Source organism: Maritimibacter harenae, assembly GCF_009882975.1.
GTDB classification, from domain to species: domain Bacteria; phylum Pseudomonadota; class Alphaproteobacteria; order Rhodobacterales; family Rhodobacteraceae; genus Maritimibacter; species Maritimibacter harenae.
In genome coordinates, this window is sequence record NZ_WTUX01000011.1 from 1 (window position 1) to 16,025 (window position 16,025).

The window sequence follows — 16,025 nt, forward strand, 5'->3', positions numbered from 1 at the left end:
GTCCCATCATCGCCAGTCCCCCCAAACCTTGCAGGAATTGAATCAGCAGGATGACCCTCGATCAAGCGCGAGTTTTTCAACGGAATACGCCGATGCTGTTGAAAAAGTCTTTGTTGCGGCGCGGCAAGTCTTTCGATTCACTCGATTATGAAGGTCTGGGAGGATTTCGCGATGATGGGCAGGCAGGAAGCACCGGCGCAGCTGTTCTATGACTTCGATCTGGAGCGTCATGTTCCTTCCGCTCATATGCTCCGCGAGATCGACCGGTTCTTCGACGTGGATGGAACGCGGGAGGCTCTGCGCCCCTTCTACAGCCACCTCGGCCGTCCCTCGATCGATCCAGAATTGATCATCCGCATGTTGGTCATCGGTTACGTCATGGGCATCCGATCGGAACGTCGCCTCTGCGCCGAAGTCCATTTGAACCTCGCCTATCGGTGGTTCTGTCGGCTGGGCTTGGAGGGAAAGGTTCCGGATCACTCGACGTTCTCGCGGTATCGCCACGGCAAGTTTCGCGAAAGCAATCTGCTGCGACAGGTTTTCGAAGCCACGGTCGAGCGGTGCCTTAGGGAGGACTTGGTGTCCGGCGAGGGCTTTGCCGTGGATGCCAGCCTGATCTCCGCTGACGCCAACAAGGCTCGCTCAATCGCAGCCGAGGACTGGAGCCCTGATGTCGCACATGAGGCTGGCAACCGGGCGGCGCGGGAATATCTGGAAACGCTGGATGATGCCGCCTTCGGCGCCGCGTCACCGACCCAGCCGAAGTTCGTGGCCAAGTCCGATCCAGCCGCACAATGGACCCGCGCCGAGGAAAGTCGCCCCTATTTTGCTTACGCCACCAACTACCTGATCGACACCAAGAGCTCGGTAATCATGGATGTTGAGGCGACGCGCGCCATTCGCCAGGCCGAAGTCGGGGCGTCGCGCACGATGCTCGACAGAACCGAGAAACGGTTCGGGATTAGGCCGGATTGGCTGGCCGCCGACACGGCATACGGCAACGCCGAGAACCTCGGCTGGCTGGTCGAGCAGCGCAGCATAATCCCCTTCATCCCGGTTATCGACAAGTCGGAGCGGACCGATGGCACCTGGTCCAGATCCGACTTCGAATGGGACGAGGCGAACAATCAATACATCTGCCCCGAGGGTCATGCCCTAAGGCAATACCGCCGGAACTACTCCGATCCGAACCGGGGTCAGGACACCGGTGGGCGGAAGAAATATCGCGCCTTGAAGGCGACATGTCAGGCCTGTCCATCCAAGGAGATTTGCTGCCCGAAAGCGGAGGCCCGATACGTCACCCGTGAACCCCACGAGGAAGCACGCGAGTTCGCCCGCGCATGCCGCAAGACCAAGGCCTACAAGGTATCCCGAGACAAGCGGAAGAAGGTAGAGATGCTCTTCGCCCACTTGAAGCGCATTCTCGGGCTGAACCGACTACGCCTGCGCGGCCCAAATGGTGCCAAAGACGAATTCCTCCTCGCCGCCATCGCCCAGAACCTCCGAAAGCTCGCAAAGCTGCGGCCTCAGTGCCCCAGTTCGGAGGCCACGGCATGATCTAAGTGGCCCAATAGTAGCCACGAAGCGGCGCGACGGGCGATTGCCCGAACCAAACGGCGACATCCAAGGCTAAGCGCAGCTCAAGACGTGTTCTCAGGCCGATTTTTTCAACAAAATCCGCCCGATCCATCATACGAGTTGAGTGCCGCGACCGCACCAAAGTCTGGGTTCGGTGGAGCATCGCTCCCCAGGACTTCGTGCGAAACTGTAAACCAAACTGTAAACCACGCGCATTCGGCCCGAAATTCGGGCCGAAACATCCGCTAAGTCATTGAAAGGTAATGGAGGCGAGTACCGGAATCGAACCGGTGTACACGGATTTGCAATCCGCTGCGTCACCACTCCGCCAACTCGCCGAAGGGTGCAGCGGAGATAGCTCATGGAAACGGGGCGTGCAAGGGGGTAGAGGCGGCTCCGCGTTATTGCGGCCTTCGGGTTTATGTGGCAAGAGACGCACGCAGCCACAGACCCAGACAGGACGGGATCCCATGAGCGATTTCCAGACCCGGCGCACGATGATGGTGGACACGCAGGTGCGCCCCTCGGACGTGACGAAATACCCGATCATCGACGCCATGCTCGCCGTGCCGCGCGAAGACTTCGTGCCGGACGATCAACGCGAAGCGGCCTATGCCGAGGAGCAGATCGAACTCGCCCCGGGCCGTGTCCTGCTGGAGGCGCGCACCTTCGCCAAGATGCTCGACACGCTCTCGATCCAGCCCGACGAGGTGGTGCTGGACCTGGCCGCGGGTCTTGGCTACGGCGCCGCGGTTCTCGCCCGCCTGGGCGATTTCGTCGTGGCGCTCGAAGAGGACGAGGATCTCGCGGGCGAGGCCGAGAGCCGGCTCGCGGGCGAGGGGGTCGACAATGTGGCCGTGATCACCGGCCCGCTGGTCGAGGGCGCGGCCAAGCATGGCCCCTACGACGTGATCCTGGTCGAGGGCGCGGTCGAGAACCTGCCCGAAACCATCACCGACCAACTGCGTGAAAATGGTCGCATTGTTGCACTTTTTTCCGAGGGCAGTCTTGGAATCGTGAGGATCGGACGCAAGATCGACGGGGCGGTGAACTGGCGTTTCGCGTTCAACGCGTCGGCGCCGACGCTGCCGGGATTTGAACGGGCGAAGGATTTCGCCCTCTGACGTCGAAAAACAGAACAGGCGAGGACGGGCACCACATGCGACAGGCACTTTCGGGATTGGCACGGCGCGGTGTGGGTACCGCGCTGGCCGCGCTCTTCGCGCTCTGGACCGGGGCCGTGATGGCCGAAACGCTGCCGGACGCGATGGTGTCGGCCTACAAGAATTCCGGTCTTCTCGACCAGCAGCGCGCGCTTCTGCGTGCCGAGGATGAAAACGTCGCCGTGGCGGTTTCGGGCCTGCGCCCGATGCTGAACTATTCGGCCTCCGTGAATGCGCAGCGCAGCGCGAATTCCCCGAGCTCGCCGACCACGCCCGCGCTGAGTGACAGCCTGTCGGCCTCGCTCCAGCTGACCGCCAGCATGCTGCTTTACGATTTCGGGGCGACCAAGACCCGGATCGCCATCGCGCGGGAAAACGTGATGATGGCGCGGGACTCGCTCGTGGGGGCGGAGCAGAACGTGCTCCTGAACGCCGTGAACGCTTATCTCGACGTGATCTCGGCGAACGAGAACGTGGCGCTTCAGGCCAATTCCGTGCGCCTCATCACGCAGGAACTGCGCGCCGCCCGCGATCGGTTCGAGGTGGGCGAGATCACCCAGACCGACGTGTCGCTGGCCGAGGCACGGCTGGCCGCCGCCCGCTCGGCCGAGGCCGCGGCGCAAGGCAGCCTGATGGTCGCGCGCGAGGCTTACAAGGCCGCCGTCGGCCATTACCCGGGCGCCGTCGCCCCGCCGCCCGCGCCGCCGCGCATCCCCAACACGGTCGAGGCAGCGAAGGCCCAGGCGCGCGAGCGTCACCCCGACATCAAGGCCGCGCAGCGCTCCGTGAAGGTCGCCGAAATGGCGATCGAACTGGCCCGCAAGGACATGTTGCCGACGCTGTCGGCGAACGCCTCGGCCACCGCGACGGCCAATTCGCGCACCGTCTACAATCCGACCGTCACCAGCAAAGGCACCAACGGGACGCTGTCGGCCGGCGTGTCGCTCTCGGGGCCGATCTACACCGGCGGCCGGCTCTCGGCGCTCTACCGGCAGGCGCGGGCGCAGGCCGAAGCTTCGCGCGCGGCGCTGCTGTTGGCCACGCAGGGCATCGACCAGGCGGTGGGCAACGCCTGGGCACAGCTTTCGATCGCGACCGCGAGCCTGCAGGCGACCGACCGGCAGATCCGGGCAAGCCGCGTGGCGCTCAGGGGCGCACGCGAAGAGGCCGAGCTGGGTGCGCGCACCACGCTGGACGTGCTCAACGCGGAGCAGGAACTGCTCGATGCGCTCGCCTCGCAGATCCAGGCGCGTTCGGACCAGTACGCCGCGATCTACGGGCTCCTGTCCGCTATGGGCCTTCTGACCGCCGATCACCTGGGGCTCGGCATCCGGACCTATGACCCCGAGGCGTATTACAACGCCGTGCAGGGCGCGCCGACCCGCGTCGTGAGCCCGCAGGGCGAGAAGCTCGACCACATTCTCGAAGTTCTGGGAAAACAGTAACTTCATCGGCACGCCTGCACCGGTTCGCGGTTAATCTGCGCCGGCGGATTGCCCGAACGCGTCCGGCTGGGTATCCTGTAAGACGAGGCTTTATCGGGACAGAACGAATCCATGTCGGATCCAGTGACCAATGCGGAAATCGAAGACGTGCTGACGGCGGTCCGTCGGCTCGTCACCTCGGGCGGCGAAACACGGCACGACGAGGCGCCATCGGGGCGCATCGGCAAGCTGGTGCTGACGCCCGCCTTCCGCGTGGACTTGGACGAGACGCCGGAACCGTCTGCCGATCCGGACCCCGCCCCGCGTGATCCCAATGCCTCGTCGCTCGAATCGCTCGTTCAGGACGCGATCGGGGCGGACCATGATGCGCCGGCGCAGGCACAGCCGGCCGAGGACGAAAGCGTCCGGGAGGAGGACTCCGGGGAAGACATGTCGCTCGAGGACCGCATCGCGGAGCTCGAGGCGGTCGTGACCAGCTCCGAGGACGAAGAGTGGGACGCCGAAGAGGACGAGACGGAAGAGGCACCGACAGCGGGCCTGCACCGGCTTTTCGCCCATCGCGGCGGTGACGCGGACGAAGCGCCGATGGCCGACATGGTCGAAGCGCCCGATCCGGACCCGGTCGGCGTGGGCGAGGCGGTCGAGATCGACGTCCAGGCCTGGGAAGACGTGGAGGAGGGTGACGATACGCCGACCTTCCGCACCGCTTCGGACGAGGCGGACGACAGCTACGAAGACACGGACTACAGCGCCGAGATCCATGAGTTGAGCGAAAGCTACCGTGCGCCCGCCGAGGTGGACGACGACATGGTGATCGACGAGGACATGCTGCGCGAAATCGTCGGGCGGCTCGTGCGGGAAGAGCTTCAGGGCACGATGGGCGAACGCATCACCCGCAACCTGCGCCGCATGGTCCGGCGCGAGATTGCGCGCGCGATGGCGCTCAAGGACCTGGACTGACACCCATCCATTCGGACGGTTCAGCGCGCCATCGCGAAGAGCGCGTCTATGTCGAGATGCGTCTCGAGATGCGCGGCGAGCGCGTCGAGCGTCTCATCCACCTGTGAAGAATAGGACAATTCGGACATTTCCCCCCCGAGCCCGGCAAGGTAGGCCCGCCTGAACCCGTCGGATTCGAACAATCCGTGCAGGTAGCTGCCCCGCACCCGGCCGCTGGCGTCCGCGGCCCCCTCGGGGCGGTCGCCGATGGTGAGCCAGGCGCGCGCGGTATCCGGCCCGGCGGTGCGGCCCAGGTGGATCTCGTAGCCCGTGACCGGCTCGCCGCTGTCGCGGTCCTGCGCGGTGGTCCGCGACAGGTGCTTTTCCGGTTCCAGCCGCGTCACCACGTCGAGATGCCCCAGCCCCGGAACCGCACCCGGCGGGCCCTCGAGCCCGTCGGCATCCACGATCTCGCGCCCGAGCATCTGGTAGCCGCCGCACAGCCCCATCACGTGCCCGCCGCGCCGGATGTGGGCGGCAAGGTCGACGTCCCATCCCTGGGCGCGGAAATCGGCGAGGTCGGCGATGGTGGACTTGGACCCGGGGATCAGCACCAGGTCGGCATCCGCGGGCAGGGGGCGGCCCGCGGGCACGATCTCCACGCTCACGTCCGGCTCGGCGGCCAACGGGTCGAGGTCGTCGAAATTCGCGATCCGGTTCAGCCGGGGCACCACGACGCGGAAGGTGCCGCCGGGGCGCGGGGTGGCGAGATCCATGATGTCCTCGGCGGGCAGGCGCCAGGCCTCGGGAAACCACGGGACGACACCCAGCGACGGCCAGCCCGTGTGATCGGTGATCGTGGTCAGCCCGTCGTCGAAAAGCCGTGGATCCCCCCGGAACTTGTTGATCAGGAAGGCCCCGATCCGGTCGCGGTCGGGGGCGGGGAGCACCGCGTGGGTGCCCACCAGCTGCGCGATGACGCCGCCCCGGTCGATGTCGCCGGCCAGCACGACGGGTACGTCGGCGGCCTCGGCGAAGCCCATGTTGGCGATGTCGCCCGCCCGCAGGTTGACCTCGGCGGGGCTGCCCGCACCCTCGACCAGCACCAGGTCGGCGCCCGTGCCCAGCCGGTGGAAGCTTTCGAGCACGCGCGGCATAAGCTCGGCCTTGTGACGCCCGTAGTCGCGCGCCTTCACCGTGGCCACGCGGCGCCCCTGCACGATGACCTGCGCGCCGGTGTCGGTTTCGGGCTTGAGCAGGACCGGGTTCATGTCGACCACCGGCTCCAGCCCCGCCGCACGCGCCTGTAGCGCCTGGGCGCGCCCGATCTCGCCCCCGTCGACGGTGACGGCGGCATTGTTGGACATGTTCTGCGGCTTGAACGGCGCGACCGATAGCCCCCGCAGCCGCGCGGCGCGCGCAAGCCCCGCGACAAGCAGCGACTTGCCCACGTTGGAGCCCGCACCCTGGATCATGATCGCCCTGGTCATGGCCCCGGTTAGCGCGCTTTTCGGCGTGAGGGAAGGGCGCGCAGGACCCGCGCGCAACAGAAAAGCGCGCCCCCCAGGGGACGCGCTTTTCTGATACCGCTGACGCTGGGGTCAGGCGGCTTCGGCAGCTTCCGCAGCGTGGCGACGCTCGCTTTCTTCACGGGACAGCGCGACCGAGGTGCGCACACCCTTGGCCACGAATTCCATCAGGCCAGACACGACCCGTTCGTTGGGGTCGATACCCGCGCAGGACAGCACTTCGCGCCCATCGCGCGAACGTGCCCAGCGGGCGATCTGGTCAGGGCCGTTCCCGTATTTCTTGTCGTCCGCGATCGCGTCGTCGAGGGCGGCGAGGACAACCGCAGCAAACAGCTTGCGGGCCCGATTTCCTTGTTCATGGTTGAAGGCAGTACCGTCGACGTTGTCGAGCATTCCCAGTCCTTTTGTCGTTCTTGTCTTGCACTCACTGGTGTAGGGGCCAATATCAGCGATCGAGAGCGATTCGATATTGGCCCAGTCGCATGGCTGCCATGCGTTTACCGCATATCACCGGGTGAAGACACACAAATTCTAGTTGGCTTGCATGGGGCAAGTCCCCCGGATATAGGTGCGGCCGAATTATCGTCAACCTCCTGTCATGGTTTCACCACATGCCCAAAATCAACGGAAACGAGATCCGTCCCGGTAACGTGCTCGAGCACAACGATGGCCTCTGGGCCGCGGTCAAGGTCGATCACGTGAAGCCCGGCAAGGGCGGGGCATTCGCCCAGGTCGAGCTGCGCAACCTTCGTAACGGGTCGAAGCTTAACGAACGGTTCCGCTCCGCGGACAAGGTCGAGCGCGTGCGTCTCGAGCAGAAGGACATGCAGTTCCTCTACGAAGCCGACGACATGCTGAACTTCATGGACGCCGAGACTTTCGACCAGGTCGCGCTGCCCGCGGACATCCTGGGCGACCGGCGCCCGTTCCTTCAGGACGGCATGACCATCGTGGTGGAGTTCTACGAAAGCGAGGCGCTGAACGCGTCGCTGCCGCAGAAAGTGACCTGCACCGTGGCCGAGACCGAGCCGGTCGTGAAGGGCCAGACCGCCGCCAACAGCTTCAAGCCGGCCGTGCTCGACAACGGCGTTCGCATCACCGTCCCGCCCTTCGTCGGGCAGGACGAGGCGATCGTGGTCAACACGGAAACGATGGAATACGTCGAACGGGCCTGATCCCCGCCGACAGTGACTTCAAAGGCCCCGCGGCATCGCCCGGGGCCTTTTCGCGTTTAGTGCCCCAACTCGTCCAGCAGCCGCTCGACGAGGCCCCGGTATCCCGCGCCGAAGAGGCGCAGGTGCACGAGCGCGGGCCAGAGGGTGTAGACCGCGCGCCGTTCCTCCCAGCCTTGGTCGAGCGGGCCATAGGCCGCATCGAACCCGGGCCCCGGCGCGCCAAAGAGGTGCAGCATCGCCAGGTCGACCTCCGGGTCGCCATAGTAGCAGGCCGGGTCGATGAAATGCACCGCGGGCGCCGGTCCGAACAACAGGTTCCCGGTCCACAGGTCCCCATGCAGGAGCGCGGGGCGCGGGCGTTCCGGCAGGATGTCGGCAAGCCGTGCGATCAGCGCCTCGAGGCGGGTGGACAGCGCGCCGGGCAGGTGGGGCAGGTGGGCGCGAAGCCGGTTCTCGCCCCAGAAAGCGGGCCAGTCGTCGCGCGGGGCGTTCACGATCTCGACCCGGCCGAAGGCATAGTCCTCGTCCCAGCCGTAGTCCTCGCCCGTGTCGGCGTGCAGGGTGGCGAGCGCCTTGGCCACCGCGGCCCAGGACCCGTCGCCGGGGCCCGCCTCGTCCAGCGCCTCCATCAGGAGCACGTCGTCCGATACGCCGATCACGGCAGGGGCCGGGGCGCGCGCGGCGCGGATCGCGCCCAGCATGCGGGCTTCGCGGTCGACCATCGGGCCGGTCTTGGCCACGATATCGCGCCCGTCCTCCAACGTCAGCCGGGTGACCTCGCTCAGATCCCCGCCATGAAGCGGCCGACGCGCGGCGATGCCGCTGCCGGCGAGCGTGCGGGTGATCGCGTCTAGCGGATCCATGTCACCCTGGCATCGCCGGCGGTGAGCGGCCCCTCGGCGCGGTCGAAACGCAGGTAGGCCAGCGCGCGGTCCCCGGCACGGGTATGCAGGCGCCCGGCAGGCTTGCCCTCTTCGGTCAGGATCTCGGTGCCGGGCTCGGCCTCGCCCTCGACGGCGACCGGGACCACGCCCTTGCGCAGCTGCGTCTTGTGTTTCATGCGCGCGGTCACTTCCTGGCCCACGAAGCAGCCCTTCTTGAAGTCCACGCCGCTCATCTGCTCGAACCCCGCCTCGAGGATCAGCGTGTCGGCGGTGAGCTCCTCGCCTGCCGTGGGGATGCCCAACTCCACGCGCAGCGCGTCCCAGTCGGTCTCGGCCGGGGTGCCGGGCGTGTCGGAATAGAGCCGCCACCCAAGCTCCGGGTGGCGCGGGTCGGGATGCGCGCCTTCGGGCGCCTCGCCGCGTCCGCGCAGGGCGTGAAGGTCGGTCTCTTCGATCTGCACGTCCGCGCGCAGCTTGTACATGTTGAGCTTCTGGATCAGCGCGGGCGCCAGCGCCGCGTCGGTGTCGATCAGGAACGCGTCCCCCTCGTCGAGCAGGAAGAAGTCCGCGATGAACTTGCCCTGCGGGGTGAGCAGCGCGCCGTACATCAGCCCGCCGCGCGTCACGTCGTTGGTCACGAGGTTTTGCAGGAAATCCACGCGCGCACCGCCCGTGATCCTGAAAATCGCCCGGTTTTCATGGGTTTCGCCGGTCATTGCTTTCCCCTGTCCATGTTGTGGCTAATATATGCACGCTGTCAGAAGTGGAAACCCCATGCGCGCCGCCCTGTCGATCGTCATCCCGACCCTGAACGCGGAACCCGTGCTTCCGGCCTGCCTGATCTCGCTCATGGAGGGTGTCGAGGCGGGGCTGGTGCGCGAGCTGATCGTGAGCGACGGGGGCTCTTCGGACGCGACGCGCACCATCGCGGACGAAGTGGGCGCGCGCTGGGTCGAGGGGCCGCCGGGACGCGGCGGACAACTGGCGCGCGGGGTGGAACGCGCTGGGGGCGACTGGCTTCTCGCCCTCCATGCCGACAGCGTGCTGGGCCCCGGCTGGGTCGAGGCTGTCGAGCGCGGGATGGCCCGCGGGGGCCCGGCCTACTTCCCGTTGCGCTTTCGCGCCCGCGGACTGGGCCCCCGTGTCGTGGCCGGCTGGGCCAACCTGCGCGCCCGGGCCCTCGGTCTGCCGTTCGGCGACCAGGGCCTGCTGGTGCCGCGCGCGATGTACGACGCGGCGGGGGGATACCCCGAGATCCCGCTGATGGAGGACGTGGCGCTCGCCCGCGCGCTGCCGCGGCTTCGCCCGCTCGAGGCACGGCTGGAGACCGGCTGGGCGCGCTACGAGGGCCGGTGGGCCCGGCAGGGGGCGGGCAACCTCGTGCGACAGGCGCGCTTTCTCATGGGCGCGGACCCCGCCCGGCTCGCGCGTGGCTATGGGCGCGATTGACGATCCCGGCGCGGGGTTCTACCGATTTTGCCGTTAGTGTTGGAGTTTGCCCCATGACCCTGTCTTTCGGTCGCAATTACCTTGCCATTCCCGGTCCCTCCGTCTCGCCGGAGCGGGTGCTGAACGCGATGCACACCTCTGCGCCCAACATCTACGAGGGCGGGCTGGTCGACATGGTCGCGGACATGATCCCGGATCTGAAGGCCGTGGCGCGCACGTCAGGCGACGTGGCGATCTACATCGCCAACGGCCACGGCGCATGGGAAGGCGCGGCGATGAACGTGCTTGCCCCGGGGGACACCGCGCTGGTGCTGGCCACCGGGCGCTTCGCGGCGCTCTGGGGAACGATCTGCAACCGTATCGGGATCGAGACCGAGGTGATCGACTTCGGCAAGACCTCGGGCGTTGATCCGGCCCGCGTCGAAGAGGCGCTGCGCGCCGACACCGAACGGCGGATCAAGGCGGTGCTGACGGTGCAGACGGACACCGCCACGGGCGTACTGAACGACATCGCGGCGCTTCGCGCAGCGATCGACGCGGCGGGGCATCCGGCGCTTCTCATGGTCGACTGCATCGCCTCGCTGGGCTGCGATACCTACGAGATGGACGCCTGGGGCGCGGACGTGACCGTGGCGGCCAGCCAGAAGGGGCTGATGACGCCGCCCGGGCTGGGTTTCGTCTTCCTCAACGACAAGGCGAAGGCGGCCCAGAACGAACGCGTGAGCTACTACTGGGACTGGCGTCCGCGCATCGATCCGGAAGGGTTCTACCAATACTTCGGCGGCACCGCGCCCACGCACCACCTGCTGGGCCTGCGCGCCGCGCTCGACCTCATTGCCGAGGAGGGCGGGATCGAGGCGGTCTGGCACCGCCACGACGTCCTCGCCCACGCCGCCTGGGCGGCGTTCGAGGCCTGGGGTCAGGGCGGGCCCATGAAGATCAACATCGCCGACCCGGCGGAGCGGTCGCGCGCCGTGACGGCCCTGTCGCTCGGGGCGGACAACGGCACCCGGCTGAGACGCTGGGTGGAGGCCAACGGCGGCCTCACGCTGGGCATCGGGCTGGGCATGTCGGCGCCGGGCGATCCCAAGGGCGACGGCTTCTTCCGGCTGGGCCACATGGGGCACATCAACCCGCACATGATGCTGGGCGCGCTCGGCGTGATCGAGGCCGGCCTCAAGGCGCTCGACATTCCGCACGGCGCGGGCGCGCTGTCGGCGGCGGCCGAGGTGATCTCGAAGGGCTGAGGTCAGCCGCGCGCGGCGGCGAGCGCCTGGGGCAGGGCGGCCTCGAAGGCGTCGAGCTCCGGCTCTGTGCCGACCGAGACGCGGATGCAGCGGTCCTGCGGGGCGGCGAAGGGCATGCGCACGAAGATGTCGCGCGCGATGAGCTCGGCAAGAACGCGGCGCGCGAAGTCGCCGTCCGCACCGCAATCGACCGCAACGAAGTTCGCGGCCGACGGGAGCGTCGAGAGCCCGTTGGCCTGCGCGATGGCCGCGATCCGGTTGCGTCCGGCCGCGACCTTCTCCTGCACCTCGGCCAGGTAGGCGGCGTCACGGTAGGCGGCCAACGCGCCCGCCTGGCTGATCCGGGCCATGCCGAAATGGTTGCGCACCTTGTTGAACGCCTCGATCAGCGGCGCGGCCCCGATGGCGTATCCGACCCGTGCACCCGCAAGCCCGTAGGCCTTGGAAAACGTGCGCATGCGGATGACCCGCGGGTCGTCCGGGTCGACGGCGGGCGCCGTGCCTTCGGGGGCGAATTCGAGGTAGGCCTCGTCGAGGACGAGCAGCGTGCCGTCCGGCACCGCCTCGATCATCGCCTGGATACGCTCGGCGGAATGCCAGCTGCCCATCGGGTTGTCTGGGTTGGCGATGTAGACGAGCTTCGCGTCATGTTCGCGCGCGGCCGCGAGCAGTGCGTCGGGGTCCTCGCAATCGTCGCGGTAGGGGACCTTGATCAGCTCGCCGCCGTAGCCCGTGACGTGGTAGTTGAAGGTGGGGTAGGCCCCCAGCGACGTGACCACGTTGTCGCCCTCGGCCACGGTGAGACGGACGAGGTAGCCCAGAAGGCCGTCGATCCCTTCACCCACGAGCACGTTCTCCGGCGCGATGCCGAGCCCGGCGGCCAGTTCCGTGCGCAGGTCGAAGGACAGGGAGTCGCCGTATTTCCACGTTTCGGCGGCTTCGTTCGCCATCGCCTCGCGCGCGCGGGGCGAGGGGCCGAAGACGCTTTCGTTGGCGCCAAGGCGCGCCACGAAGGGGCGGCCGCGTTCGCGTTCCTGCGTTTCCGGGCCGACGAAGGGGACGGCGGCGGGCAGGCGATCGACGAGCGGGGTGAAACGGGGGCCTTTTGTCATGCGGGCATGATCGGACAAGCCGCCAGCGGCTGCAAGCGCTCGCGTGCCCGCGCCGGGGCTCAGTCGAACTTTTTCGAAGGGGCGAGCACGGTGGCCTCGCCCTTCAGCACCGGCTTTCCGCCGACGGTGCACTGGGTGGCCAGCGTCACCCGGCGCTTGCCGTAGTCGATGGTCAGCACCGTCACCTCGGCGCGAACCACGTCGCCGGGGCGCACGGGGCCCAGGAATTTCAGCTCCTGCCCCATGTAGATCGTGCCGTGACCCGGAAGCTGTTCGCCGATCACCGCCGAGATCAGCCCGGCGGTCAGCATCCCGTGGGCGATCCGGCCCTCGAAGATCGTATCCATCGCGTAGTCGTCGTCGAGGTGCACCGGGTTCCGGTCGGTCGAGACTTCGGCGAAGAGCTCGATATCCCGGTCGGTCACCTCCTTGGTGAGGTGGCGCGACATGCCGATCTCGAGATCCTCGATACAGATCGTCCCGCGCGGGAAGTTGTCCAACATGGAATCCTCCGGGTAACAAATGTCGCCATTGAGACGCTTTCGCGTAACAATATTACTTTGCGACTGCAGAAATCAACCCGGAAAAGGCCTCCTGCGCCGCTTCCCTGCGCAAAAGGCACGAAAAGTCAGCGCAGAGCGCCTATGGCATAGGTCGGCGTCACTCCGTGGTCGGCGATATAGCGCTCCAGGGCCTCCGGCTCCGGCTGATCCGTGGTGCGCGTCTCGGCCCGCGCGAGCCCGCCGGTGATGAAGAGCGAGTCGATGTGCTCGTCCTCAGCGCCCTTGATGTCGGTCATGATGCCGTCACCCACGGCGAGGATCCGGTGCGCGGGCACCTCGACGCCGAGCGCGGCCAACCTGCGGCGGGCGAGGTCGTAGATCGGCGGGTGCGGCTTGCCGAAGTAGAGGCTTTCGCCCCCGATCTCCGTATAGAGTGCGGCAACGGCGCCCGCGCACCATTCGCGGGTCTCGCCCCGGTCGACGACGATGTCCGGGTTGGCGCAGAGCAGCTTCAGCCCTTTCTCCCTGGCCCGCATCAACTGCGGGCGCAGCGCCTCGGGATCGGCCAGCGGATCGAAGGGGCCGCAGCAGACGATGCCCTCCGCCGTGTCCAGTTCGACGCGTTCGAGGTCCACCGGGTTCTCGATGATCTCCATCGGGCGGAAATAGTCGCGGTCGCGATCCTCGCCCATGAACCAGACCTTTTCCCCGACCGCCCCCGTGAACATCGCCGCCCGCGCGGCGTCGCCGGAGGTGGCGATCGTGTCCCAGGTGTCCGTGGGCAGGCCCATCGAGGTCAGGTGCGCCTCGACCGAGCGGCGGTCGCGCGGAGCGTTGGTCAGTAGCACCACCGTCTTGCCCGCCTGCCGGAAGCCCTGAAGCGCCGCGATGGCGGCGGCGAAGGGCTTCACCCCGTCGTGCACGCAGCCCCACAGGTCGCACAGCAGCACGTCGTACGTGTCGGAAATGTCGGCGAGCGACGGGACGATCTGGGTCATGCGGGCCTCCGGTTGCTTGATGCGCCCCTCTTATCCGCTGCCCCGGCGCGATGCGAGGCGCAATGCGCGGCGCGCGCGGATGTGACCGAAGGCCGCGGTCGGGCGGTGGCGTTGCCGCTTGCCGGGGGCGGGGGCAGGACACATATCGTGATTTGAATATAATTGGAGGCGCAGATGACACAGCACTCGAGACGCGCGGTCCTGATCGGCGGCGGGGCCGCTCTCTTGGCCCTGGGCGCAGGCGTCGGGCTGGTGGCCGCGGGCCGCGACCCGGGGTTCGAACAGACCTTTCTCACGGTGGACGAGATGAAGGCGACCGGCGGACTGATCGTCGATATCCGCACGCCCCCGGAATGGGCCGAGACGGGTGTCATCGACGACGCGGTGCTTCTGACCTTCACCGGCCCTGACCGGTTCCTCGACCAACTTGCCCCGGCGCTGGCCGACGGGCGCGACCTGATCCTCGTGTGCCGCTCCGGCAACCGCACGCGGGCCGCGGCCCAGGCGATCCAGGGGCGCATTCCGAACCGGATCGTGTCGATCGAGGGGGGCATGAAGCGGGTGATCGCGAGCGGCTACCGAACGGTGCCCGCCGGCTGACATCCCGCCGAATTGAATTGAAAGTTCGCCGGGCCGTGGCGCGCGCGTCGATCCAGTCGCGCCGGCGCGCGACCGGGCAGGATGATCAGCGAAACCACTCCGCCTGCAGGATCATCGGTTGAAGCAGGACGGTCCGCTCCTGCGAACCGTCGTGTTTCGGCACGATGGCCATGTTGCCGAAGGGCTGCCAGCGGTTGTGGATCGCCTCGACCACCGCGTTTGAAAGCTCTTCCGCGCTGTCTGCCTCCAAGACCATGTAGTCGGTGATGTGCGTGTTGTGCGAGGTCATCCGGCCTCCGGGTTTTTGAGTACAAACTAATTTGTACACAATGGTTAACCAGCCGGTTGTTCATTGTCCATGCAACGTTGCCCCTTCCGGAGGTGGCCCGGGTGGGACCCGCACACCCCGGAACGAAAAAAGGGCGCCCGGCGGGCGCCCTTCGCATCTTGTATCCGGCCCGGATCAGACGGCCAGGTTCGGGATGATCTGCTTCTTGCGGCTCACGATACCCGGCAGCACGGCGGTGTCGCCGGAAACGGAGGTCGCGAAGCTCTTCTCGGCAACGGCCTTCACCCGGTCGTTGGGGATGAGCAGCGTCGCTTCTTCCTTGAGGATGTCGACGATGAAGAGCAGCACCTCGTCCACGCCGTCTTCCTGCGCGACCTGCTTCATCGTTTCCATCAGGCTTTCCTTGCGGCCCAGCGGAATGTCCGGCGCGGTGGTTTCCAGCACCGAGACGCGGAACTTGGTGCCGCCGACCTCGTACTGCTTGGAATCCATGCGGATCAGTTCGGCATCCGAGTAGGCCGACACGTCCGACTTGGCCGCGAACATCTCGCTCGCGTAGTCCGGGATCGACACGCCCAGCTCACCGGCGAGGATCTTGGCGACCTCGACGTCGCGGTCGGTCGTGGTGGGCGAGCGGAACTCCAGCGTGTCCGACAGGATGCACGACAGGGCGAGCGCCTTGATCTCCTCGGGCATCTTGACCGTGTCCTCGCCCATCAGGTCGTACATGATCGTCGCGGTGCAGGCGACCGGGCGGATGGTGATGTCGATCGGCCCCTTGGTCTCGAGCCCGCCCACCAGCTTGTGGTGGTCGATGATCTGCACGACGTCCGCGTCGTTGATCGTCTCGGGCAACTCTGCGGGGTTGTTGGTGTCCACCACGACGCAGCGCTGGCCGGCGGTGACGCCGTCGACGATCTCCGGCTTGGCCTGGTTCCAGCGCTTGAGCACGAAGGCGGCCTCGGTGTTGGGTTCGCCGAGCAGGACCGCCTTGGCGGTCTCGCCCTTGATCTCGTTGAGGTACCAGGACCAGATCAGCGGCGATCCGGTGGAATCCGTGTCGGGCGATTTGTGGCCGAATACGAGAGTGATCATGTGGCGTCGTCCCCTGTGG

17 protein-coding genes and 1 tRNA gene are annotated in these 16,025 nt (G+C 67.1%); 8 read left to right on the forward strand and 10 right to left on the reverse strand.

What is annotated here, in order from left to right:
• Positions 1-171: 171 nt before the first annotated feature.
• Positions 172-1,557: a transposase gene (locus GQE99_RS06650; RefSeq protein ID WP_161351489.1), complete on the forward strand. Its 1,386-nt coding sequence runs from the start codon at positions 172-174 to the stop codon at positions 1,555-1,557.
• A 285-nt stretch (positions 1,558-1,842) separates the two neighbouring features.
• On the opposite strand, the gene GQE99_RS06655 is transcribed toward GQE99_RS06650, so the two are convergent.
• Positions 1,843-1,916: transfer RNA gene (locus tag GQE99_RS06655), tRNA-Cys, on the reverse strand.
• A 132-nt stretch (positions 1,917-2,048) separates the two neighbouring features.
• Here GQE99_RS06655 and GQE99_RS06660 point away from each other — a divergent pair.
• The 3 genes from GQE99_RS06660 (at position 2,049) to GQE99_RS06670 (ending at position 5,146) form a co-directional block, all read left to right on the forward strand.
• Positions 2,049-2,702, forward strand: coding sequence for a protein-L-isoaspartate O-methyltransferase family protein (locus tag GQE99_RS06660; protein WP_161350828.1), 654 nt, complete (start codon positions 2,049-2,051; stop codon positions 2,700-2,702).
• A 35-nt stretch (positions 2,703-2,737) separates the two neighbouring features.
• Positions 2,738-4,186 (forward strand): TolC family outer membrane protein, encoded by a 1,449-nt coding sequence (locus GQE99_RS06665; RefSeq protein WP_161350829.1) that lies wholly within the window; start codon positions 2,738-2,740, stop codon positions 4,184-4,186.
• Between the two features lie 111 nt (positions 4,187-4,297).
• Positions 4,298-5,146 carry a hypothetical protein gene (locus GQE99_RS06670; RefSeq protein WP_161350830.1) on the forward strand — a complete coding sequence of 283 codons (849 nt, stop codon included), beginning with the start codon at positions 4,298-4,300 and terminating at the stop codon, positions 5,144-5,146.
• A gap of 20 nt (positions 5,147-5,166) precedes the next feature.
• Here the strand turns inward: GQE99_RS06670 and GQE99_RS06675 are convergent, their stop codons facing one another.
• Together GQE99_RS06675 and GQE99_RS06680 are read right to left on the reverse strand one after the other, a co-directional pair.
• A complete protein-coding gene (locus GQE99_RS06675) occupies positions 5,167-6,615 on the reverse strand; it encodes a cobyric acid synthase (RefSeq protein WP_161350831.1) in 1,449 nt (482 codons plus the stop codon).
• 111 nt (positions 6,616-6,726) lie between these two features.
• Positions 6,727-7,047, reverse strand: coding sequence for a DUF6280 family protein (locus tag GQE99_RS06680; RefSeq protein WP_161350832.1), 321 nt, complete (start codon positions 7,045-7,047; stop codon positions 6,727-6,729).
• Between the two features lie 218 nt (positions 7,048-7,265).
• Between GQE99_RS06680 and efp the strand changes: the two genes are divergently transcribed.
• On the forward strand, positions 7,266-7,829 hold the full coding sequence (gene efp, locus GQE99_RS06685) for an elongation factor P (RefSeq protein WP_161350833.1): 564 nt from the start codon (positions 7,266-7,268) through the stop codon (positions 7,827-7,829).
• Positions 7,830-7,885: 56 nt separating this feature from the next.
• Here the strand turns inward: efp and GQE99_RS06690 are convergent, their stop codons facing one another.
• Both GQE99_RS06690 and ygfZ read right to left on the reverse strand, forming a co-directional pair.
• Positions 7,886-8,692 carry a fructosamine kinase family protein gene (locus tag GQE99_RS06690; RefSeq protein WP_161350834.1) on the reverse strand — a complete coding sequence of 269 codons (807 nt, stop codon included), beginning with the start codon at positions 8,690-8,692 and terminating at the stop codon, positions 7,886-7,888.
• Positions 8,680-9,429 carry a CAF17-like 4Fe-4S cluster assembly/insertion protein YgfZ gene (ygfZ, locus tag GQE99_RS06695; protein WP_161350835.1) on the reverse strand — a complete coding sequence of 250 codons (750 nt, stop codon included), beginning with the start codon at positions 9,427-9,429 and terminating at the stop codon, positions 8,680-8,682. Before ygfZ ends, GQE99_RS06690 begins: the two co-directional genes overlap by 13 nt.
• A gap of 58 nt (positions 9,430-9,487) precedes the next feature.
• Between ygfZ and GQE99_RS06700 the strand changes: the two genes are divergently transcribed.
• Positions 9,488-10,162, forward strand: coding sequence for a glycosyltransferase (locus tag GQE99_RS06700; protein WP_161350836.1), 675 nt, complete (start codon positions 9,488-9,490; stop codon positions 10,160-10,162).
• Positions 10,163-10,215: 53 nt separating this feature from the next.
• The gene (locus GQE99_RS06705; RefSeq protein ID WP_161350837.1) at positions 10,216-11,409 is read left to right on the forward strand and encodes a pyridoxal-phosphate-dependent aminotransferase family protein; all 1,194 of its coding nucleotides are present in this window, start codon (positions 10,216-10,218) and stop codon (positions 11,407-11,409) included.
• A gap of 2 nt (positions 11,410-11,411) precedes the next feature.
• Here the strand turns inward: GQE99_RS06705 and GQE99_RS06710 are convergent, their stop codons facing one another.
• The 3 genes from GQE99_RS06710 to GQE99_RS06720 all read right to left on the reverse strand — a co-directional run bounded on the left by GQE99_RS06710 (position 11,412) and on the right by GQE99_RS06720 (position 14,022).
• The gene (locus GQE99_RS06710) at positions 11,412-12,521 is read right to left on the reverse strand and encodes a pyridoxal phosphate-dependent aminotransferase (protein WP_161350838.1); all 1,110 of its coding nucleotides are present in this window, start codon (positions 12,519-12,521) and stop codon (positions 11,412-11,414) included.
• Positions 12,522-12,580: 59 nt separating this feature from the next.
• Complete coding sequence (locus GQE99_RS06715; protein WP_161350839.1) at positions 12,581-13,024, reverse strand: MaoC family dehydratase; 444 nt, start codon at positions 13,022-13,024, stop codon at positions 12,581-12,583.
• A 125-nt stretch (positions 13,025-13,149) separates the two neighbouring features.
• Positions 13,150-14,022 carry a TIGR01459 family HAD-type hydrolase gene (locus GQE99_RS06720; RefSeq protein ID WP_161350840.1) on the reverse strand — a complete coding sequence of 291 codons (873 nt, stop codon included), beginning with the start codon at positions 14,020-14,022 and terminating at the stop codon, positions 13,150-13,152.
• A 174-nt stretch (positions 14,023-14,196) separates the two neighbouring features.
• Between GQE99_RS06720 and GQE99_RS06725 the strand changes: the two genes are divergently transcribed.
• Complete coding sequence (locus tag GQE99_RS06725) at positions 14,197-14,622, forward strand: rhodanese-like domain-containing protein (RefSeq protein WP_161350841.1); 426 nt, start codon at positions 14,197-14,199, stop codon at positions 14,620-14,622.
• 85 nt (positions 14,623-14,707) lie between these two features.
• On the opposite strand, the gene GQE99_RS06730 is transcribed toward GQE99_RS06725, so the two are convergent.
• Entirely contained in the window at positions 14,708-14,911 is a 204-nt protein-coding gene (locus GQE99_RS06730) for a hypothetical protein (RefSeq protein ID WP_161350842.1), read from the reverse strand.
• 174 nt (positions 14,912-15,085) lie between these two features.
• On the reverse strand, positions 15,086-16,006 hold the full coding sequence (locus GQE99_RS06735) for a manganese-dependent inorganic pyrophosphatase (protein ID WP_161350843.1): 921 nt from the start codon (positions 16,004-16,006) through the stop codon (positions 15,086-15,088).
• Positions 16,007-16,025 lie beyond the last annotated feature (19 nt).